We start from the raw sequence: 18744 nt of genomic DNA, 5'->3' as shown, positions 1-18744 counted from the left end.
GCAGGCGCCCTACCGGGCCCGGCGGGTTTCGGGGAGGATGACCCGGCGCACCGGAGGTCACCGCGGCAGTGGCCCCCGCCCGGTCCCGACCGCGATCCGGAGGTCCCAGTGGCTTGGCACGACGACCAGGCGCGGCGTGACGAGCTGTACCGCGACCCCTATCCGCTCTACGACCGTGCGCGCCGGACCGAGGGGCTGCTGTACGTCCCCGAGTTCGACGCGTGGCTGGTGGCGCGCGACCAGGACGTGCGGGAGGTGCTGCTGCGCGCGGAGGACTTCTCCTCGGCCCAGGCCCTGCTGCCGGACGTACCGCTCTCGGAGGCGGCGCTCGGCGTCCTGCCACGGGGGTTCGGCCCCCGGCCCACCGTCGTGTCCAGCGACGGCGCGGCCCACCGTCGGCACCGGGCCCCGCTGAACCGGGGGCTGTCCGCCTCCCGGGTGGCAGCGCTCCTGCCGTACGCCCGGACGTGCGCGGAGGAGCTGGTCGACGCCTTCGCGGCGGACGGGTCCGCGGAGTTGGTGGAGGCGTACGCCCGGCGGTTGCCCGGGATGGTGGTCGGACGGCTGATCGGGCTGGACCCCGCCGCCGTGCACGGCGGCTACCGGGCCGAGGAGCTGCTGTTCCGCCCGCTGTCGCCACAGGGGCAGGTGGCCGCCGCCGAGGACGTGGTCGCGCTCCAGCACCTGCTGGACGGGTACGTCCGCGAGCGGCGCGAGCGCCCCCGGGCCGACATGTGCTCGACCATGGTGGCCGCCCTGGCCCCCGGCGACGCCGAGCTCACCCTCGAGCAGCGCCACGAGCTGGTGACGAGCCTGCAGAACCTGCTGATCGCCGGGTTCCTCACCACGAGCGCCCTCATCGGCACCATGCTGCTGCACCTGCTCGGCGACCGGCGGCAGTGGCGGACGCTCCGCGCCGATCCGTCCCTGGTCCCGGCGGCGGTGGAGGAGGCCGTCCGCCACGACACCGCCATCCAGGCCTTCCGGCGGACCACCACCCTGCCGGTGACGCTCGCCGGGACGAAGCTGCCCGCGGCGGCCACCGTGCTGGTGGCGTTCGGCTCGGCCAACCGCGATGAGCGACGGTACGAGCGCGCCGGAGAGTTCGACATCACCCGCCCCGGGAACCGGCAGCACCTCGCCTTCGGGTACGGGGCCCACGGCTGCCCCGGTTCCCAACTGGCCCGCGAGCAGCTCCGCCTGACCCTCGAGCTGTTACTCCGCCGCATGCCGGGGCTGCGACTGGACCAGGACCGTCCGCGGCCGCAGATGCGGCCCACGCTGATCCACCGCTCACCACAGGCCCTGTACGTCACCTGGTGACGCCGCGCCGGGCGCCGGGCGCCGGGACGAGGGCGGGCTCGGCCGCTCGTTGCGTGTTGTTGCCGGAGTGTGGCGGTCCCGTGGCAGGGTTCGCGCGCCCCTGGTCGGGGCGTCCCCCGGTGCCTAGCATCCCCGGCACGGCAACGGCGTCCCCCGCCGCGCCTTCCTCCCCCTCCGCCAAGGACCAGGTCCGCCACGAGTGTTCCCCTCTCCCTCGATGTCAGCCAGGCGCACCCACGGCTGTCCGAGCTGACCGTCGTCGACGTCCGTACTCCGGCCGAGTTCGCGTCCGGCCACCTGCCCGACGCCGTCAACGTCCCCCTCGACCGACTCACGCGGAGCCTGCCGGAACTGCGGAGTGCCGCCGAACACAGGCCCTGCTCGTGGTGTGCGCCTCCGGTGCCCGTTCCGAAAACGCCGCCGGAACCCTGGTCTCGCGCGGCATCCCCGCGTCGAGCCTCACGGGCGGCACCCAGGCCTGGACCGCCGACGGCCACGTCCTGCACTATCCCGACTATCCCGACGGCTCCCGGAAGCGGGCCGTCTGGGCGATGGAACGCCAGGTCCGCTTCACCGCGGGCGTCGGTGTGCTGCTCGGCCTGGCCCTCGGGCTGCTCCTCCACCCCGCCCTCGCGCTGCTGTCCGCGGCGATCGGGGGCGGCCTGGTCTTCTCCGCGCTCACCCGTACCTGCGGGATGGCGGTCGTACTCGGCAGGCTGCCCTTCAACCGCCGGGGAGCCGGGAGCCCCCCGTGAGCGCGCGCCGCTCCGCAGGTACCGGTCCCTGCGGAGCAACCCCGCAGGGGCCCACGACGTCCTCACTCACGTACAGGACGCGCCGCCCGAGAGACGGTGCGCGTACCACTGAGAGGACCACGTGATGAGTGAGAAGGCCCGGCGCCTGTTCGACGCCCTCGACCTCGACCAGGACGGCACCTTGACCCGCGCCGAGGTCATCGGTGCCCTGCGCTCCAAGGGTCCGACCCTCGCGGCGCAGGGAGCCATCCCCTTCTGGGGCGTCGGAGACACCCACGACTCCTCCGCGCTGTTCGACGCGGCCGACCAGAACGGCGACCGCGTGCTGACGTTCGAGGAGTTCTCGGCCGTCGTCAATCGACGCTTCGGCTGGTAGCGGCACGTCCGCGGCCGGGGCCCGTAGCGGAAGACGGGGACCGGGCGTGGTCGGCGCCCTCGCGGTCCTCGACGCCGCGGCCCGAGCCGTCAACTCGCGCATTCGGCCGAGCGCTCCGGGGCGGGACCGGTCCCGGCATTGGGTACCCTCGCGGTTGACTTCGTGGCGCCGGAAGGTGCTGGACCGCCGCAACCAGAGACGGGTCCCCATGGGCAGCGCACCTTCCGCCGATTTCTTCCAGCCGCTCCGGGCGGACGACCCGGCCGTCGTGGGCGGCTACCGCCTGGCGGCCGTGCTGGGCGCCGGCGGCATGGGCAAGGTCTACCTCTCGTACACGCCGGGCGGCCGGCCGATCGCCCTCAAGGTGATCCGGCCCGAGTTCGGCGGGGACCCCGAATTCCGGCGGCGCTTCCAGCAGGAGGTGCGGGCCGCGGAACGGGTCCAGGGGCTCTACACCGCACCGGTCATCGACTCGGACACCGAGGGCGCCCAGCCCTGGCTGGCCACGGCCTACGTACCGGGCCCCTCGCTCGCCCACGCCGTGGCCCGGCACGGCGCGCTGCCGGTGCGCAGCGTGCTGTTGCTGACCGTCGGGGTCGCCGAGGCGCTGCACGTCATCCACGGCGCGGGCATCGTCCACCGGGACCTGAAGCCCGCCAACGTGCTGCTCGCCTCCGACGGGCCGCGCGTCATCGACTTCGGCATCGCCCGGGCCGCCGACTCCACGGCCCTGACGAGCACCGGCGTCAGCGTCGGCACCCCCGCGTTCATGGCGCCCGAACAGGCCTCGGCCGGCACGGTCACCCCGGCCACCGACGTCTTCGCCCTCGGGCAGATCGCGGCCTTCAGCGCGATCGGGGCGTCCGTCTTCGGCGACGGGCCCTCGCACGCGGTGCTCTACCGGATCGTGCACGAGGACCCCGACCTCAGCGCCCTGCCCGAGCAGCTGCGGCCGGTCGTGACCCGCTGCCTCAGCCGTGACCCCGGCGACCGGCCGACCCTGACCGAGATCATCGAGCTGTGCAACGCGGCCTCGGAGGTCCCGCTGCGCCAGGGCGGGGACTGGCTGCCGCGGGCCGTCGCCGGTTCCCTCACGGAGCGGCTACGGCTGCCCGCTCCGATGCCGGATCCAGCTCCGGCTCCGGCTCCGGCTCCGGCTCCGGCTCCGGCTCCGGCTCCGGCTCCGGCTCCGACCGAGGTTTCGCCGCAGCCCCCGGCTGCGGTACCCGCCGCGCCCGGGTACACGCCGACCGATGTGGCCGCCGCGCCGACGCAGGCAGCTCCGAGGGCCGTGCCGCCGGGCTACCGGACGCCGCCCCGTACGCACGGCCTTCGTACCCGCAGCCCTCGTACCCGCAGCCCTCGTACCCGCAGCCCTCGTACCCGCAGCCCTCGTACGCTCCCGGCCACAGCACGCCGCCGCCGTTCCACGCCCAGGGCTTCGTTCCCGGTCCGCCCGCTCCCCCACGTCCCAAGCGGACGGGACTGATCGTCATCGGGGCGGTAGCGGCGGCGGTCGTCGGGCTGGTCATCCTCCGGTCCCTGCTGCCTGACGGCTCCGACAAGGGCGGCGGCGACAAGGCTTCGGGCGCCGCGCAGAAGCGGCCCGACCCGCAGCCGGTCTCGTACCAGGGCATCGAGGTGCCCCAGAACCACCAGGTGATGTTCGCCGACAACCCGCCGCGCCCGGCCGAGGAGCCGACCGGCGCCGGGGTGCTCTACGGGCACGCCGACCTCTTCTACTACCGGGACACGCTGTTCGGGGACGAGAAGTTCGGCACCACGAACGGCAAGCTCGTCCTGCTGAACAACTCCGAGAAGGGCTCCCTGGAAACCTGCCGTGCCGTGACCCGCTTCACCGAGAAGATCGGCCTCGACCAGCTCACGGACGGGTCGCAGGTCTGCGTGCTGAGCAAGGCCGGCCACATCACGCTGGCGACCTTCCGCGGTAGGTCGGGCGTGAAGGAAGAGACCCGGTTCATCACCGTCGACCTGACGGTCTGGCGCAACGCCGAGGCCGCGGCGAAGGGCTAGGCCGTCTCTTTCGGATCTTGCCGGGCCCGCGACGCCCGGCACCGCACCTCGCCGCGTTGTCGGGGCGCCCGAGTACGTCCAGTACAGGTGCGCACCTCCGCCTTGCGATGCACGGCACCGGACGCCGCGGGCTCGGCCGACAAGATCCGAAAGAGACGACCTAGGTGTGTTGTCCGGCCGATCGCGCGAGCGGTCCGTCCGGCATGATGCCCGGGTGAGCAACATCGTTACGTTCTTCGTGGCTCCGGACGACACCGCGGCCGCTCTGGTCCTACAGACCGGCCCGGCACACGCATCCGAGTCGGTCTCCTTCGGCAACTTCGACCCCGAGGAGGCCGTCGTCGAATGGGAGGGCCTTCTCGCCGGCGGCAGCTTCGAGGAACTCGTCGAAGCCGGCGAGCCGCGCATCGTCGCCGGCGAGGACGACGGCGGACGTGTCGTCTTCGCCCTCTCGCCCGGCCTGTCCGCCGCACTCGCGGACGCCGAACCGTCCGGGTTGCGTGACATCGCTGCCTCGTGGGTCCGGCTCCGTGCGGCGGACGGCGAGTTCATCGACACGGAGATCGCCGACCAAATCGTGGGCGACCTGGCGGCTCTCGTCAGCGGCGCCCGTCGTCAGGACCGGGGCGTCTACTGCTGGGTCGCGTAGGAGTTCACGTCCGCAAGCAAGGGGCCACGGCCGCTGCGGTGTTGGTGCCTTCGGGCGGTGCCTTCGCCTCGACACCCGCCCCGGCCCCGCACAACGGGCTGCCGCATCGGAGAAGATGGGTCCCTTGAAGATCGGCAACGAGGAAGGGTGTCCACCGTGCGGGACATAGCGCGTCACGAGGTCGGCGAGGAGCGGACGGGTCGAGCCCTGGAGGACATCGACGGGCGGACCTTCGGCCGCTGGCACCGGCTTCGCTACGACGTCCTCTCCATCAAGGGGATCCAGGAGACGGGCGCCGAACTCCTGGACCACGTCGGCGCCCTCACCCTCCAGGATCCGCAACTGGAGGGCGCGCAGGGCCGGCTGGCCCTGCGGACCGCGGCGGAGTGCGCGCTCGGTGCCCTGACGCTCGGAACGTGCCCCGGCGGGGACTACGAGGTCTTCTTCCCCCTCATCGGCGAGGAGCTCAGCAGCGAGGACTTCGACTTCGGCGACTCGGTCGACCAGGCACCCACGGCACAGGTCTGGGTGGACGCCTTCACCCTGAGCGTGATCACCGGCCTCGTCTGGGAACAGGCCCGGGTGATCGGTCCCCTGCTGAAGACCGATTACGCGCCGATGTTCCACGCCGGACTGCCCTACTCGTCCCTGAGCTCGGTCTCCGACCCGGCTGAACTCGCCGAGATGGACGCGCTCTGCGCCTACCTCCACCTGGTGGAGACGACCAGGTCGCCCTGGGTCGCGTCCGGGGTGCCGCCCCTGCGCAAACCCGACGCGGAGGAGCGCGCCGCGGCCGCCGCGCGGCTCGACGGGGCGGGCGCGCTGACCGCCGACCAGCGGCTGCTGCGCGTACTCCTCGACGACGACCAGCCCGCGTTCGAGCAGGCCCTGACCAACCGTCTCCTCGAACACCGCGACGGCGCCGGTCCGGATGCCGCGCCGAGGACGCTGCTGCCGGTCACGGCCGTCGCCCTGGCCGCCCTCGCCGTACAGGCACACGGCTGGGAACTGAACGTGCGCTCCGGCTACCTGCCGGCGGACCTGCTGCGCGCCCCGGGCGAGTAGGGCCGACCGGGCCTCGCCCTGGTCGAACAGGGGTCGAACAGGGACAGTTGGGCTCCGGGGTGCGGCCGCTCGCGGCGCACGACGATCCGGGTACCGGCTGGGTAGCCGCTTGGATCGACCATGCCGGTCAGCTCGGACGAGGCCGGGCAGGACGCGTCCTGCGACCAGGGCGACGGGCATCCCCTCACCGATCTCGGCTGGCCTGCATCCAGGCGACCTCCCGAGCCGAAGCACGGGCCGCTTGCAGCGAAGCCAGTGCCCGCTCGTCGATGTTGGCGAGCAACCGCCGGGCCGTCGGTGTCGAGGCGACCGGGCCGAACACCTCGGCCCGGTCCCGCAGCACGGCCAGGTCCGCGATGGGCTCGCCGCCGTCGGCGAGCATCACCGCCAGGTCGGTGGCGATCCGTCCCGGATCACGTCCGGTCCCGCGTGGTCGAGATCCGCCAGCAACCGTGCTCCGGCATCACCAACGGCCCCCACCCCAGCAGCCGCCGCACCCGGGCGAAGCGGCGAGGTCAGCTCCGGGCATGCAAGGCGTGCGAGAGCGCACTCATGCTGATGTCGATGACCGTGCGGAGCTGCTTCTGGCTCGCCCTGGTCTTGCTCATCACGGCCAGCGACTGGTTGACCGCCGTTATGTGAACCGCGAAGTCGTCGGCATCGCCTTCGGTCAACTGCGCGGCGTTCAAGGCGGTCCGCAGCCGCGCACGCTGAAGGTCCAGAGCTTCGAGCGCGCGTGCGGCGATGGTGGGGCTGAGCGCCGGTGCCGCCATCGCGGTCTGGGCGATCAGGCAGCCATCAGGAACGTCAGGGTCGCTGATGCGCTGCAGAGTGACCTCGAAGAACGCCCGTACCGCCTGGAGCGGTTCCTCGGACGCGCATGACAGCGCCTGGTCGTACCTGTTTCCGTACCGCGCGGCGTAGCGGTCCAGGCAGCGCAGGTAGAGCGAGTCTTTGTCGCCGAACGAGGAGTAGATGGAACTGCGGTTCAATCCGGTCGCCCTCGAGAGGTCGTCGAGAGACGTGTCGGCATATCCGGCCCGCCAGAACTGGACCATCGCCGCATCGAGCGCGATGCCCACGTCGAACTGCTTCTTCCCGGCCATCACGCATGCACCTCGTTCTAGTACCAGCCGTCGTGGCCCTACCCATCCTATCTTGAACTGATCAGTTCAAGATGAAGTGGGCTCACACCATGATCGACGACGCCGTGGCCCCGAGCCGCTCCTGCGACCAGAACCCGGTCCCCGGGTTGCCGCTGTACGACCTTGCGGGTTTCACTCACCGCTGGGTCGACGCGGAAGGAATCCGACTTCATGCCGTGGAAGGCGGCCGGCCAGCCGGCCCCACCGTCGTCCTGCTCGCCGGATTCCCGCAGACCTGGTGGGCTTGGCGAAAGGTGATGCCGGGTCTTGCGGAGCGATTCCACGTGATCGCGATCGACCTGCCGGGGCAGGGCCACTCCGACCGCCCTCAAGGGGGCTACGACACGCACACCGTCGCTTCGCGCGTCCAGGCCGCGCTGACCGCGCTCAACGTGCCGAAGTACTGGCTCGTCGCCCACGACATCGGGGCCTGGGTTGCCTTCTCGCTGGCCCTGAAGTACGAAGAGCGCCTGCATGGTGTCGCCCTGCTTGACGCCGGCATTCCCGGAATCACCCTCCCGGGCTCCGTCCCAACGGACCCCGACCAGGCCTGGAAGACCTGGCACTTCGCCTTCCACTTGGTGCCCGAACTGCCCGAGACCCTGCTCACCGGCCGCGAGCGTGACTACGTCGGCTGGTTCTTGAAGGTCAAAGCCCTGTCCCCGAACACCTTCGACGGCGCCGAGATCGACCATTACGCCGCCGCCATCGCGGCCGAGGGAGGGCTTTCAGCGTCTCTCGCCTACTACCGCGACGCCGCGGAATCAGCGCGTAAGAATCATGACGCCCTCGAACGGGGACACTTGACCGTCCCGGTCCTGGGAATCTCCAGCTCCCACGGCTCGATCCCCGACATGGCCGCCTCGGTCAGTCCGTGGGCAGAGAACGCGACCGGTGTCGTCATCCCACGAGCCGGACACTTCATTCCCGACGAGCAGCCCGACGCAACTGTGGACGCGTTGACCGCGTTCATCGATCGCGAGCGCGTCGAGTAGTTCGCGACGCGCCGGTCAGTGCGGTGACGTCGGCGCGATCAGCCGGCAGCCGCGCCCCGGCATGACCCACCGCTCCTGCACCGTCGGCGGAGACATAACGCCAGGGACGCGAACCGATGCCCTTCCTGCACGGAGAAAGTGCCTTCCAGCCGGACCGAAAGAACCCCTCGACAAGGTTCATCGCCCCAGATCAGAAGGCACTTTCGCGTTCTCGGCCGCCAACCGGCCTCATGTCAACCGAAACGGCGACGTCAGTCCTGGTGGACGACGGCCACGGCGGCCGGGAGTACGGCGGGGCGGTCGAGGAACGCGAGCACGGCCCGCTTCTCCGGGAGGTACACCTCGGGCAGGTCGATCTCCGGGAGGGTGATCTCGCCCTGTCGGACGAAGCCGAGCCGGTTCAGCAGGGCAAGCGCCTTGGCGTTGGAGGCGTCGGGTTCGGCCACCGCGCGCAGGACGGCCGGGTCGCGGAAGGCGAACCGAATGAGCGACCCGATCAGGGTCCTGCTGAATCCGGGCCGGGGCCGGCCCGCCGCCGGGGCCAGCATCAGGTGGACGCCGATGTCGCCCTCGCGCGCCTCGTAGCAGTAGCTGACCCGGTCCTCGGTGGGCTCGTACGTCTGGAAGAGCGCCACGGGCTCGTCGTCCAGCCGGACCATGTACGCGTGGTGCGTGTCGCGGCGGTCCACGTCCTCGTAGATCTCCTGGACCAGTTCCCGGCTGGCGCCGTTCATGCCCCAGAACTGCGCGCGCTCCTCGACGACCCAGGAGTGCAGCACGGCGGAGTCCGCTACGGGGTCGACCGAGGTGAAGCGGACCGTACCGAAACCCTCGACGGTCTCGGTCAGGACGTCCGCGCGCGGGGAGACGAGGGGAGTGGACTCGGGTCTCATACGGGTTCCGTTTCTGCTCGGTCGGCAAGGAGCGGCGAGGGCGGGGAGCACTCGCACGACCCGAAGATTAGGGTGCCCTAACTATAGACGCCCCTAGAAGGGGCTCCGGAGGGACCCCGTACTTTTCCCCGGGTCGCCCTCCGGGCCGTCCCGGCCGCCGGACATCAGCCCGCCTGCACGTCCTCGCAGCCGCTGTCCACGGCCGCTTGGGGCGGACTGGTCAGGGCCTCCTGCCAGTGCTCCCGTTCCCCGGCGACGCCCCGTCGGGCCGGCTCGGCGTACCACGCCCACGCCGCGGTGCCTTCGGTGCCCGCAGTGCCCACAGTGCCCGCAGTCGATCCGGACTGGACCGCGATGACGTACTGGCGGCCGGGCTCCAGCACCGCGTTGCGGTCCGGGTCCTCCGTGGCGTACCGGCCCGGGGTGCCGCCGTTCTTCACGCCCTGCGTGACGCGGAGGACGTCACCGAACTCGCCCTTGAGGGGTTCCAAGGTCTTCACCCGGGTCGTCAGGTAGGCGCTGCCCCCGTCCTCCCGGTAGCTGGTGTTCTCGACGGCCTCGACGACGGCCACGGCCTTGGACTGCGCCGCGACGACCTCGTCGCGGCCGAGGTCGGGGCCGCACACGGCGTGCACGGTCCCGGCCTCCTGGGCGGCGACCATCCGGCGGGTGGCAGCGTCGTAGGTGTCCATGCGCGCCTTGTTGCAGCGGATCAGGTCCGTGGCCGCCGGATCTCGCCGTCGTCGACCGAGCTGTCCTCACGCGTCTCGGTGGCGTCGCTGCCGGACTTCGCGGTGCACGGCGCCGGCGGGGCGGCGTGCACCCGGGCCGGGGCGGGGGCGACGAGCAGCACGGCGGCGAGGGCCGCCGGACCTGCCAACAGGGTGCGCATCCCATCAGCGCTAGGGCAGCCCCGGCCCAGGACGATCGTTTCACCGCGGCGAGCGGGCGACGGAGGGTACCGGCGCCCTGGCCGGCAGGAGGCTGATCGTCATTTAAGATTCAAGGCGGCCGTTGGGCTGCGGCTCGTCGCTCTGCGCGGCAGCTGCGGAACGGCCGGGCCGACCGGTCAAGGAGACCAGCCCGAGTCAGGGCCCTGGTCCGGACGGCGACCACATGACGCTGATCATGAAGATCCCGGGGAATCGCGTGACCGCCGGCGTGCGTCTCAGTGGTGTGGGGCGCACGGCCCACCCGCCCACGAACAGAAGACCCCCAGGGAGAAGTGAGGTATGCCAGTGATCTGCGTCGGAGGCATGATCGGCATCGGCAAGACGAGTGTGGCGGAGCTGCTCGCCAAGGAGCTGGGCAGCGACGTCTTCTACGAGAGCGTGGATGACAATCCGATCCTCCCGCTCTTCTACACGGCGAGCCCCGAAGAGATCCAGGCGAAGCGCTACCCCTTCCTGCTCCAGCTCTACTTCCTGCAGACGCGGTTCGCCTCGATCAAGGAGGCGTACAAGCAGGGGGACAACGTCCTCGACCGGTCCATCTACGAGGACTGGTACTTCGCCAAGGTCAATCACGACCTGGGCCGGATCAGCTCCCTCGAAATGCAGGTGTACGAGGGGCTGCTGGGCGAGATGATGCGCGAGATCGACGGCCTGCCGTACCGCAAGGCACCCGATCTCATGGTCTACCTCAAGGCGGACTTCGAGACGGTGCTGCACCGCATCGGGCTGCGGGGCCGCGGCTTCGAACAGGACGAGAGCCTCGTCGAGTACTACCGGACGCTGTGGTCCGGCTACGACGACTGGGTGCACAAGTACTACTCGGCCAGCGAGGTCCTCGTCATCGACATGAACCACACGGATGTGGTGAACAACCCCGAGGACGCGGCCCGCGTGGTGCAGGAAGTCAAGGACACCCTGGCGGCGGTCGCACACCGGCGCTGAGCTCGCGAGCTCCGTTCACGGTCCGCCGTCGAACGGAGCTCGTACTTGGTCGAGGGCTCCCCGGTGCACCGCGCAGGCTCCGGGCGACGGCCCCGGGCGACGGTCCCGGGGCGAGCGGTTCGTACAAGACCGGTGCCGCCCGGGCGCCGGACACTGCGGTCATGACCCAGTCCAGCGAAACCCCCGGCCCCCGCCGTCAGCCCTCCGCGCCTCCCGCACCTCCCGGAGCCGCCGGGTCCGGGCCCCGCGACACCGCGCACGCGGTCCGAGCGTTCACACCCGCCGCGGGCCGCTTCGCCCCCACCAGCCTCTACGACCCCGTAGCCGCCCTGGTGCGCGAGCGGCTCTGGCGCGGCCTGTTGGCCATGCACGTGGCTCCGCGGCCGGAAGAGGTGATCGTCGACGTCGGCTGCGGCACCGGCTCCCAGGCCCTGCTCCTGCACCGCATCGAACCCGCCGCCCACATCATCGGCATCGACCCGGACCCCCGCATCCTGACCGTCGCCCGCCGCAAGGCCCGGGCCGCGGGCGCACCCATCGACTGGCGCCAGGGCATGGGCGACGAACTGGCGGACCGACTCGGCGCGGGCAGCGCGGACACCGCCGTCTCCAGCCTCGTCCTCCACCAGTGCCCGCTGCCGATGAAACGGGCGATCCTGGCCGCACTGCACACCGTGCTGCGGCCCGGCGGCCGGCTGGTCCTGGCCGACTACGGCCTCCAGCGCACCCGTCTGATGCGCACCGCGTTCCGCGTCGTCCAGCTCGCCGACGGTCGGGCCGACACCCAGCCCAACGCCGACGGCATCCTGCCCTCCCTCATCACCGAGGCCGGATTCGACCGGGTCCGCGAGGCCGAGGTCGTCTCAACCGTCACCGGGTCCATTTCGGTGTACGTCGCCCGGCGCGCCGGCGGCTGACGCCGACGACACCTGCATCACCCGCAGCACGGCCGCCGGAGTCATCCCGATCATCTCCCGCATCCGGCGGGTGAGGTGGGCCTGATCGGCGAAGCCTCCGGCGGCCGCGGCCTCGACCGGGCTGCGCCCCTCCCCCAGGGCCTCCGCGCTCCGGCGCAGCTTCAGCCAGATGCGCCGCCGCGCCAGCGGCATGCCCAGCTGCTGCCGGGCCAGGGCTCGAAGCCGCTGCGGCGACAGCCCCACCCGGGCCGCGACCAGCTCCATCGGGACCGGCTCCTCCTCGCCCGCCCGCCCCTCCAGCAGGGCCCCCGCGGCGAGCAGCCGCGGGTCCAGCCCGGTCGAGGGCAGCGCCGCCGCCCGACCGAGCTCGGCCTCGTCGAGCCGGCGCAGCTCGGGCACCGCCACGATCCCCGAACCGGAACCACACCGCCCGCGCAACCGGTCGGCCAAGGCCGAGTGCGGCTCGACGAAGACGGTGAGCAGGTCCCCCGCCGACAGCATCCGGTGCGCGGTCATGGGCGGGACGAGCAGCGCCGCTCCCCGCACGACCCTGCCGTCCGCCCCGGCGAGCGCCGCCTCGCCCCGGGGCGCCAGGACGAGCTGGAAGGCGGCGTGCCGATGGACGGACCCTCCGGGCGACACCCCCCGGTACCACGCGTACCCCTCCCCCACCCCGAATCCCGGCCCCAACTCCCGTCCCGCACCCCGCATCTGACCGTCCCCCGTCCCCATGCGCCCAGGGTGCCAGAGTCTGCGCCCACGCCCGGGTCCGATGGCGGGCACCCCTACGAGCGCGCCCGCCGTCTCCAAGTCCTTGCCGGGGCGGTCGAACTCGTCGACGATGCTTCCAAGCCACGGCCTTCCGGATCCCACCGGACCGGGCCGGGCAGGGGAGAACAGGGGAAACAGTGACAACGAACAGCACGCACTGCATTCCGAAGAAGCGCCCGATGGCCGCGGCGGCACTCATTCCGCTCTTCGTGCTCGCCGGGCTGCTACTGGGCCCTGCGGCAACCGCCTCGGCGGCCGCTCCGGCGGTCCGCCAGGCCCCGGCCGCCGCGGCGCTCCCGCAGAGCGGTCTCCTCGCCGGCGCCGGCGTGGCAACCGGTCTCCAGGCACCGACGTCGTCCCAGGTCCGGGCCACCACCGGGAGCAAGAAGGGCAAGAAGAGCAAGAAGAAGAGCGGGCTGTTCAAGAAGCTCTTGATCGTCGTGGTCGTCGTGGTCGTGCTGCTCGTCGTCCTGTACGTGGTCCGCCGGGCCCTGCGCCGCAGGTCCGCCTAGGAACGGCTCCTGCACGCTTCGGAAGTCCGCGCCGGCAGCGCTACGGCAGCGCGAGCACCCGATCGAAACCGCCCGGTAGTCGCCGTGCTCCGAGTGCCGGCGGTCCGCTGCCCCCAGTGCCGTGAGGCGTCCGTGGTGGTTGAGCGCATCAAGGGCGGCGGTGAACGTCCGCTGCCCCTGCCCCTCGGCGGCGTACTCCAGCACCGCAGGTCCTCGACCCAGCCACCCCGCGCGTGTCTCCGGCGTGTGCGCGCAACGGCCGGAGGACGTCGGCGACGTCCGGCTGCCGTGGTTCGCCCGGGGGATGGCCCCGACCTGCACGTCCCGGTAGGGCGCGACGAGCCGCTCCACGGATCCGGGCAGGGCGCGCGGGTCCCCGAGCCGGTCGACGTACGGGGCCACCGTGTGCCTGCACCGCCAGCAGATGCGCAGCCTTGCAGCCCACGTCGTCGTCCGGGTCGGCCAGCAGCCCGGCCGCCGGGGCAGGACGGCTGCTGCCACGGAGGGCCGGGACCACAGCGGTCGCCACGCCTCGTCCAGCGCGCAGCGCCGCCCGCGGATCCAGAGGGGCTGCGGCGATCACGGCCGCCACCCGCAGCACCGGGTCCTCGCCGGGGAGGAGACCGTCCGGCGCGGCCCGCACTTCGGCGTCCGTCGACTCCGAGGGTGCCTCGTGAGCGGCGGCCCGGCCCAGCGCCAACAACAGGGCCCTCGGACCGAGAGGTCCGTCTCCACGTGCCACCGCTCCAGCAGGGGTCCGGTCCGGTCGGCGATCAGCCGTGGCGCGGCGCGCCGTACCAGGATCCCCGTCGTCGAACAGGCTCCGGATGCGGGGCGGTTGCTGCCACCAGGCCCCCGCCCGTGCGGAGTCAGCCTCACCACCCCCGCTCCCGTCCCCGCCCTCCCCGTCCCCGCCACCGTCGCAGGCCAAGCACGTCAGCAGATCGACCGGTCCGGGCGGGCGACCGTACCAGGGTCGAGGGCCAGGTCCACCAGGAACGCAGCGCGGCCGTGCCGGCTCGCCGCGCGTCAGTCGTCGACCGGGCGGGGCAGCCGGCGGAGTTCGACCAGGGCAACCGCGATCTTCACTGCGGTGGAGATCGTCAGGGCCTGGAGGAACGGCATGCCCGTCAGCCACAGGGCCACCATCATGACCGTGAGCACCAGGAACGCCGGGATCAAATTGGTCCGCGTGATCGCGGCCCGCAGGTGTCCGGCTCGGCTCCGTTGCTGGTCCACCGTATCGATCGGGCGTGCGGCGACGCCCTCTTCTTTCGCATGCGGCATGGACTGCTGCCCTTCCTCGTTCTTGTTTCCCGAAAAGAGCCTCGGGTCCGCCCCGGCGGACCGCCACTGCTGCCACCCGCCCCGCCGCCATCCGACGTACGGGTTCACCTCACCGGCCCAGGTCCGCGGCGTCGCGCCTCCCCGCCGGACCGGGGCAGGGGCAGGGGCCGGGGGCCTCGGCGAGGAGCGGGTGCGCGCCCAGTAGCCTTGCGATCATGATCATGAATCAGTGCCGTGCGACGACGAAGCAGGGCGGGCGGTGCCAGATCGAGGCGCGACCGTCGGGTCTGTGCCACACGCATGATCCAGTGGTGCGGTGCCGGGTACTGAACGCCAAGGGCAAGCCCTGCGCGATCGCGACGGGTGGCGGTCCGTGCGACCGGCACGGGGGAGGACGACAGGCTTCCGTCGAAGCGGCCCTGGAATGGGTCACGCTCTACGAGTCGGCCGGAGCCGATCCCCTCTTCCCGGTCGAGGAGAACTCCTCGACCCCCGAGGCCGCGACTGCCGAAGAGCTGGTTCGGACCCGGTTGTCGCTGGCGTTCGTGGCCCGCACCATCAATCTCGGCTGAGCCCCACGACGGTCGGGGCGTGCTGCGGAGCGGCGTAGGGTCGTTGACGAGGTGCTGCCACCGAACGGGGGTTCGGGCAGGGGGAAAAAAGTGGGTCGACGGACCCACGGCGCGACAACGGGGGGAGACCGACGTGGCACTGGACATGACGGAACAGCCGGAGGCGGCCCGGTACCGGGCCCGGCACGAGCGGATGCTTGCGCTGGGCTGGACACTGCTGGGACTGGTACTGCTGGGGCTCTCCACTGCGGTGGGCAGCCTGATCACGGGTCAGATAGCCGAGGAGGAGGCGTTCCTGGGAGCCCGGCCGTGTGCCGAAGCGGAGGCGGAGGCGGTGGCGGAGGCGGAGGCGGTGGCGGAGGCGGTGCGCGGGACGGACGACTGCCTGCGCACGATCCGCGCCACCGTCCGCTCCGCTCAGGACGCCAAGAGCGGCCCCAAGGGCGCGGACGTCTTCCGGGTGCGGCTGCAGGCCCCCGTTCCGACTCCCGCCGATCGACCGTTCGATCTCCGTTCGAACGGCGACCTGGCGCATCTCGTCAAGCCCGGCGGAGAGGTGGAGGTCACCACCTGGCGGGACGTCCAGGTCTCCGTGCGCCAGGGCGGAACCAGCGAGACGCTCCCCGGGCTGCCCGACGAGGCCACCATGTACGTCGGGCTCACGCTGATCTGCGTCTGGACGACGGCGCTGGCCTTCATCGCCGCGTTCGGCAGTGCCCGCAGGGCCCGCTGCCACGCCACCGGGCGCCCCGTCACACCACGGGTCGACTTCGGCTGGGCGAAAGGCCTGTCCATCGTGGTCCTACCCATGGTCGTGTCGTACTTCTCCCTCACGCTCTGGGACGCTTGGACGGCAGCGGCCATGACGGTGGCCATCTGGGCACTCATCGCGTTCCCCGCCACGTTCGCCGCGCTGCGATGGGACCGTGACCGGTGAAGCGCCACCCCGCCGGGCCGCACTCGAACCCGAAGGCCGTGCACGACTCCACCGCTGCCCTGGAAGACATGTGGTTGCGCGGGGTCGCGGCCAACGCGGGAGCCCCGGCCGACGTCCTGCTGCGACTGCTGGACCCTGCCGCCGGGGAGGCCCGGCGGATCCTGTGCGAGCAGCGCTCCCTCCCCCAGGAGGTCATGGACGCGGCGATCGCGCATCCGGACGCCGGGGTGCGCCGGTCCTTCGCCCGCAACCCCCACGTCCCACCGGCCCAGCGCGCCCGTCTGGTCGAGGACCCCCACTCCCTCGTCCGCGCGCAGGTCGCCTCGGGACCCCGCCCGCGCCCGCGCCAGCCCCGGCCGCTGCCCGACGACGCCCTCGCCTTCCTGCTGACCGCCGAGGACGGCGGCGAATCCGGGCACCTCACGGCCAACGAGATCGCGTGGGAGCTCGTGTCCTCGTACCAGATGCCCCCTTCCTTCCGGCACCGGATGTTGGGGCACGCACACCCCGCACTGCGGGCCCTCGCGACCGACCTCTGGTCAGGGCTCACCCCCGAGCAGCGGAACGCGCTGCTGGCCGACCCCCACCCAGACGTCCGGGCGCGCGCCGAACACCATGTGCGGACGGCGGACCCCGCGGCCATGGAGGCGGAGCTTCCGGAAAGGGCCTGCCACCATCGGTGGTCGATCCTCAACAACTACGCGCTGTCGGACGCCGTCGTCGAGGCCTGCCTGGCCGATCCGGAGAGCCGGTGGTGCCTCGCCGGCAACCCGTACACGCCCCGCTACGCCCTGGTCCGGCTCGCCCGTGACGTGGACCCCGCGGTCCGCGTACGCGTCGCCGCCCGGGCCGACCTCGATCCCGCACTGTGGGCGGAGCTCGCCGAGGACCCCGACGCACGGGTGCGCACCCGTACGCGGGTACAGCCGCTCCCCCGCACCCGGGCACAGTGCGAGGCCGTCGACCACGAGATGGGCGAGGGCCCGCTCGAATGTTGCTGTCTGATCCTGGAACCGTACGAGACGCCGGACCCGGACTGGTACCGGGCGTGCGCGACGTCCGAGGAGGTGGTGCTGCGCCTGGCGGCCGCCCGCTGCCCCGCGCTCCCCGCCGACCTGGTACGACGGCTGGCGCGGGACCCGGACGAGGAGGTGCGTCACCGGCTGGCCTCCTGGCATCCGCTGGCCCCGGCCGCGATCGTCCTCGCGGCTTTCGTCGCCCGCCCCGACCAACGCCCCCATCTGCTGGCGCAGTCCCGGTTGCCGCGGACCGGGCTGGCCCACCTGCTCGGGCACGAGGACCCGGAGGTACGGGCGCTGGCGGCCGCCGATCCGACCGGACGGGCTCCCGCGGAACTGCTGACGGACCCGGACGAGCACGTCCGCCGGGCGGCCGCGGCCAACCCGCTCTTCTCCCCGGACACCCTGGAGACGCTGCTCCAGGACCCGGCGACGGCCGAAGGCGCGGCGGCCAACCCGGGGCTGGCGGGCGCACGGTTGCACGCCTTGCTGGACTCCGCCCGGCTGCCGCGCTGACCGACCGCCACGATGGCGGTCGGGGCCGGGAGGGGCCAGCCGTCAGGAGGACGTCGGCCCTTGGGCGCGCACGCCGAGGGCCGCGACGGCGGCCACCATCCGGTCCCAGAACGAACCGGTCTCCAGGGTCACGGCCACGCGCGCGTTGTCCGGGCGGCCCGTGGAGCGGTGCAGGTCCACCACGGTGGCGCCGCGCGTGTACCGGCCGTGCAACTCCACGGCGACATGGGCGTCCACGCAGTGCACCAGCCCGGGATCGATGACCCGGGCCACTGCTACGGGGTCGTGCAGCGGTGGGCTGGAGAACCCCCACAACTCGCGGTACGTGGACCCGAAATAGGTCAGCAGGTCCGCGCAGATCTGGCCGAGGGGCGTACCCAGGGCCACGAAGCGGGCCACCACGTCGGGGGTGGCCAGTGCCTGGTGCGTGACGTTGAGCCCGCACATGGTGACCGGCACCCCAGAGCGGAAGACGATGTCGGCGGCTTCCGGGTCGGTGAGGACGTTGAACTCGGCGGCCGGGGTCCGGTTGCCGCGCTCCGTCGAACCGCCCATCAGGACGATCTCGCGGATGCGGGAGGCGTCCTCGGGGTACCGCATCAGCAGCAGGGCGATGTTGGTCAGCGGCGCGGTCGGAACCAGGGTGACGGGCTCGGGGTGCTCGGCCAGCAGTCGGTGGATGAGGTCCACGGCGTGCTCCGGGACCACGTCCACGGTGGGAGCCGGGAACATCGGCCCGTCCAGTCCGCTGACCCCGTGCACGTCGGCGGCCACATCCAGCGGCTGGACGAGCGGCCGGTCGCAACCGGCTGCGACGGGGACGTCCGTGATCCCGGCGACCGTGCAGACCCGGCGGGCGTTGAGCGTGGTCTTGTCGAGGGTCTGGTTGCCCGCGACCGTGGTGACGGCCAGCAGGTCCACCGCCGGGTCCCCGGCGGCCAGCATGATCGCGAGGGCGTCGTCATGTCCGGGATCGCAGTCGATGATGATCGGGACGGGCACGTCACTCCTGGCGCTGGGGGCGTGGGCTTCCAGTGTGCCGCCGGGCCGGCGCCCTGACCACACTCCGTCCGGGCGACGCGG

Annotated in this window: 19 protein-coding genes and 3 pseudogenes; 14 read left to right on the top strand and 8 right to left on the bottom strand. The window is 72.3% G+C overall.

What is annotated here, in order from left to right; translation table 11 throughout:
- Window positions 1-108 precede the first annotated feature (108 nt).
- The 7 genes and pseudogenes from OG594_RS20040 (at window position 109) to OG594_RS20010 (ending at window position 6202) form a co-directional block, all read left to right on the top strand.
- The gene (locus OG594_RS20040; protein WP_266600811.1) at window positions 109-1323 is read left to right on the top strand and encodes a cytochrome P450; all 1215 of its coding nucleotides are present in this window, start codon (window positions 109-111) and stop codon (window positions 1321-1323) included.
- A gap of 240 nt (window positions 1324-1563) precedes the next feature.
- A pseudogene (locus OG594_RS20035) lies at window positions 1564-2078 on the top strand (rhodanese-like domain-containing protein).
- A gap of 124 nt (window positions 2079-2202) precedes the next feature.
- The gene (locus OG594_RS20030) at window positions 2203-2454 is read left to right on the top strand and encodes an EF-hand domain-containing protein (RefSeq protein ID WP_266600809.1); all 252 of its coding nucleotides are present in this window, start codon (window positions 2203-2205) and stop codon (window positions 2452-2454) included.
- A 208-nt stretch (window positions 2455-2662) separates the two neighbouring features.
- Window positions 2663-3739, top strand: a pseudogene (locus tag OG594_RS20025) (serine/threonine-protein kinase); the annotation flags it as partial.
- A 356-nt stretch (window positions 3740-4095) separates the two neighbouring features.
- Complete coding sequence (locus OG594_RS20020; RefSeq protein WP_266600807.1) at window positions 4096-4488, top strand: hypothetical protein; 393 nt, start codon at window positions 4096-4098, stop codon at window positions 4486-4488.
- A gap of 214 nt (window positions 4489-4702) precedes the next feature.
- Window positions 4703-5137 carry a hypothetical protein gene (locus OG594_RS20015; protein ID WP_266600805.1) on the top strand — a complete coding sequence of 145 codons (435 nt, stop codon included), beginning with the start codon at window positions 4703-4705 and terminating at the stop codon, window positions 5135-5137.
- Between the two features lie 156 nt (window positions 5138-5293).
- On the top strand, window positions 5294-6202 hold the full coding sequence (locus OG594_RS20010) for an Imm49 family immunity protein (RefSeq protein WP_266600803.1): 909 nt from the start codon (window positions 5294-5296) through the stop codon (window positions 6200-6202).
- Window positions 6203-6337: 135 nt separating this feature from the next.
- Here the strand turns inward: OG594_RS20010 and OG594_RS20005 are convergent.
- Both OG594_RS20005 and OG594_RS20000 read right to left on the bottom strand, forming a co-directional pair.
- A pseudogene (locus OG594_RS20005) lies at window positions 6338-6644 on the bottom strand (IS1380 family transposase); the annotation flags it as partial.
- A 73-nt stretch (window positions 6645-6717) separates the two neighbouring features.
- Complete coding sequence (locus OG594_RS20000; RefSeq protein WP_266600801.1) at window positions 6718-7308, bottom strand: TetR/AcrR family transcriptional regulator; 591 nt, start codon at window positions 7306-7308, stop codon at window positions 6718-6720.
- A gap of 89 nt (window positions 7309-7397) precedes the next feature.
- On the opposite strand from OG594_RS20000, the gene OG594_RS19995 reads away from it, so the two are divergent.
- The gene (locus OG594_RS19995; RefSeq protein ID WP_266600799.1) at window positions 7398-8342 is read left to right on the top strand and encodes an alpha/beta fold hydrolase; all 945 of its coding nucleotides are present in this window, start codon (window positions 7398-7400) and stop codon (window positions 8340-8342) included.
- A gap of 251 nt (window positions 8343-8593) precedes the next feature.
- Here the strand turns inward: OG594_RS19995 and OG594_RS19990 are convergent, their stop codons facing one another.
- From OG594_RS19990 to OG594_RS19980, 3 genes are all read right to left on the bottom strand, one after another.
- Window positions 8594-9235 carry a GNAT family N-acetyltransferase gene (locus OG594_RS19990; protein WP_266600797.1) on the bottom strand — a complete coding sequence of 214 codons (642 nt, stop codon included), beginning with the start codon at window positions 9233-9235 and terminating at the stop codon, window positions 8594-8596.
- Window positions 9236-9399: 164 nt separating this feature from the next.
- Complete coding sequence (locus tag OG594_RS19985; protein ID WP_266600795.1) at window positions 9400-9927, bottom strand: hypothetical protein; 528 nt, start codon at window positions 9925-9927, stop codon at window positions 9400-9402.
- 20 nt (window positions 9928-9947) lie between these two features.
- On the bottom strand, window positions 9948-10127 hold the full coding sequence (locus OG594_RS19980; protein WP_266600793.1) for a hypothetical protein: 180 nt from the start codon (window positions 10125-10127) through the stop codon (window positions 9948-9950).
- 340 nt (window positions 10128-10467) lie between these two features.
- Between OG594_RS19980 and OG594_RS19975 the strand changes: the two genes are divergently transcribed.
- Together OG594_RS19975 and OG594_RS19970 are read left to right on the top strand one after the other, a co-directional pair.
- Entirely contained in the window at window positions 10468-11130 is a 663-nt protein-coding gene (locus tag OG594_RS19975) for a deoxynucleoside kinase (protein ID WP_266600791.1), read from the top strand.
- A gap of 161 nt (window positions 11131-11291) precedes the next feature.
- Window positions 11292-12047, top strand: coding sequence for a class I SAM-dependent methyltransferase (locus tag OG594_RS19970; RefSeq protein ID WP_266600789.1), 756 nt, complete (start codon window positions 11292-11294; stop codon window positions 12045-12047).
- Here the strand turns inward: OG594_RS19970 and OG594_RS19965 are convergent.
- Window positions 11994-12779 carry an AraC family transcriptional regulator gene (locus OG594_RS19965; RefSeq protein ID WP_266600787.1) on the bottom strand — a complete coding sequence of 262 codons (786 nt, stop codon included), beginning with the start codon at window positions 12777-12779 and terminating at the stop codon, window positions 11994-11996. The genes OG594_RS19970 and OG594_RS19965 overlap by 54 nt on opposite strands.
- A gap of 218 nt (window positions 12780-12997) precedes the next feature.
- Here OG594_RS19965 and OG594_RS19960 point away from each other — a divergent pair, with 218 nt between their 5' ends.
- The gene (locus OG594_RS19960) at window positions 12998-13330 is read left to right on the top strand and encodes a DUF6480 family protein (protein WP_266600785.1); all 333 of its coding nucleotides are present in this window, start codon (window positions 12998-13000) and stop codon (window positions 13328-13330) included.
- 1029 nt (window positions 13331-14359) lie between these two features.
- On the opposite strand, the gene OG594_RS19955 is transcribed toward OG594_RS19960, so the two are convergent.
- A complete protein-coding gene (locus OG594_RS19955; RefSeq protein ID WP_266600783.1) occupies window positions 14360-14617 on the bottom strand; it encodes a hypothetical protein in 258 nt (85 codons plus the stop codon).
- 215 nt (window positions 14618-14832) lie between these two features.
- Between OG594_RS19955 and OG594_RS19950 the strand changes: the two genes are divergently transcribed.
- The 3 genes from OG594_RS19950 (at window position 14833) to OG594_RS19940 (ending at window position 17661) form a co-directional block, all read left to right on the top strand.
- Window positions 14833-15189, top strand: coding sequence for a DUF5763 domain-containing protein (locus OG594_RS19950; RefSeq protein WP_266600781.1), 357 nt, complete (start codon window positions 14833-14835; stop codon window positions 15187-15189).
- A gap of 133 nt (window positions 15190-15322) precedes the next feature.
- The gene (locus OG594_RS19945) at window positions 15323-16126 is read left to right on the top strand and encodes a hypothetical protein (protein ID WP_266600779.1); all 804 of its coding nucleotides are present in this window, start codon (window positions 15323-15325) and stop codon (window positions 16124-16126) included.
- Window positions 16123-17661: a hypothetical protein gene (locus OG594_RS19940; protein WP_266600778.1), complete on the top strand. Its 1539-nt coding sequence runs from the start codon at window positions 16123-16125 to the stop codon at window positions 17659-17661. Before OG594_RS19945 ends, OG594_RS19940 begins: the two co-directional genes overlap by 4 nt.
- A 42-nt stretch (window positions 17662-17703) precedes the next feature.
- Here the strand turns inward: OG594_RS19940 and OG594_RS19935 are convergent, their stop codons facing one another.
- Window positions 17704-18663, bottom strand: a complete 960-nt coding sequence (locus OG594_RS19935; protein WP_266600776.1) for a nucleoside hydrolase — start codon at window positions 18661-18663, stop codon at window positions 17704-17706.
- Window positions 18664-18744 lie beyond the last annotated feature (81 nt).

This window comes from Streptomyces sp. NBC_01214 (assembly GCF_026340975.1).
In the GTDB taxonomy this organism is placed as follows: Bacteria; Actinomycetota; Actinomycetes; order Streptomycetales; family Streptomycetaceae; genus Streptomyces.
This window is presented reverse-complemented; position numbering and strand designations above follow the sequence as displayed.

Coding starts and splice junctions, on each gene's coding strand:
- OG594_RS19995 (WP_266600799.1), top strand. CDS start 7,398: ATGATCGACGACGCCGTGGCCCCGAGCCGCTCCTGCGACCAGAACCCG.
- OG594_RS19985 (WP_266600795.1), bottom strand. CDS start 9,927: ATGGACACCTACGACGCTGCCACCCGCCGGATGGTCGCCGCCCAGGAG.
- OG594_RS20030 (WP_266600809.1), top strand. CDS start 2,203: ATGAGTGAGAAGGCCCGGCGCCTGTTCGACGCCCTCGACCTCGACCAG.
- OG594_RS19960 (WP_266600785.1), top strand. CDS start 12,998: ATGGCCGCGGCGGCACTCATTCCGCTCTTCGTGCTCGCCGGGCTGCTA.
- OG594_RS19950 (WP_266600781.1), top strand. CDS start 14,833: ATGATCATGAATCAGTGCCGTGCGACGACGAAGCAGGGCGGGCGGTGC.
- OG594_RS19965 (WP_266600787.1), bottom strand. CDS start 12,779: ATGGGGACGGGGGACGGTCAGATGCGGGGTGCGGGACGGGAGTTGGGG.
- OG594_RS19955 (WP_266600783.1), bottom strand. CDS start 14,617: ATGCCGCATGCGAAAGAAGAGGGCGTCGCCGCACGCCCGATCGATACG.
- OG594_RS19980 (WP_266600793.1), bottom strand. CDS start 10,127: ATGCGCACCCTGTTGGCAGGTCCGGCGGCCCTCGCCGCCGTGCTGCTC.
- OG594_RS20000 (WP_266600801.1), bottom strand. CDS start 7,308: ATGGCCGGGAAGAAGCAGTTCGACGTGGGCATCGCGCTCGATGCGGCG.
- OG594_RS19990 (WP_266600797.1), bottom strand. CDS start 9,235: ATGAGACCCGAGTCCACTCCCCTCGTCTCCCCGCGCGCGGACGTCCTG.
- OG594_RS19975 (WP_266600791.1), top strand. CDS start 10,468: ATGCCAGTGATCTGCGTCGGAGGCATGATCGGCATCGGCAAGACGAGT.
- OG594_RS19970 (WP_266600789.1), top strand. CDS start 11,292: ATGACCCAGTCCAGCGAAACCCCCGGCCCCCGCCGTCAGCCCTCCGCG.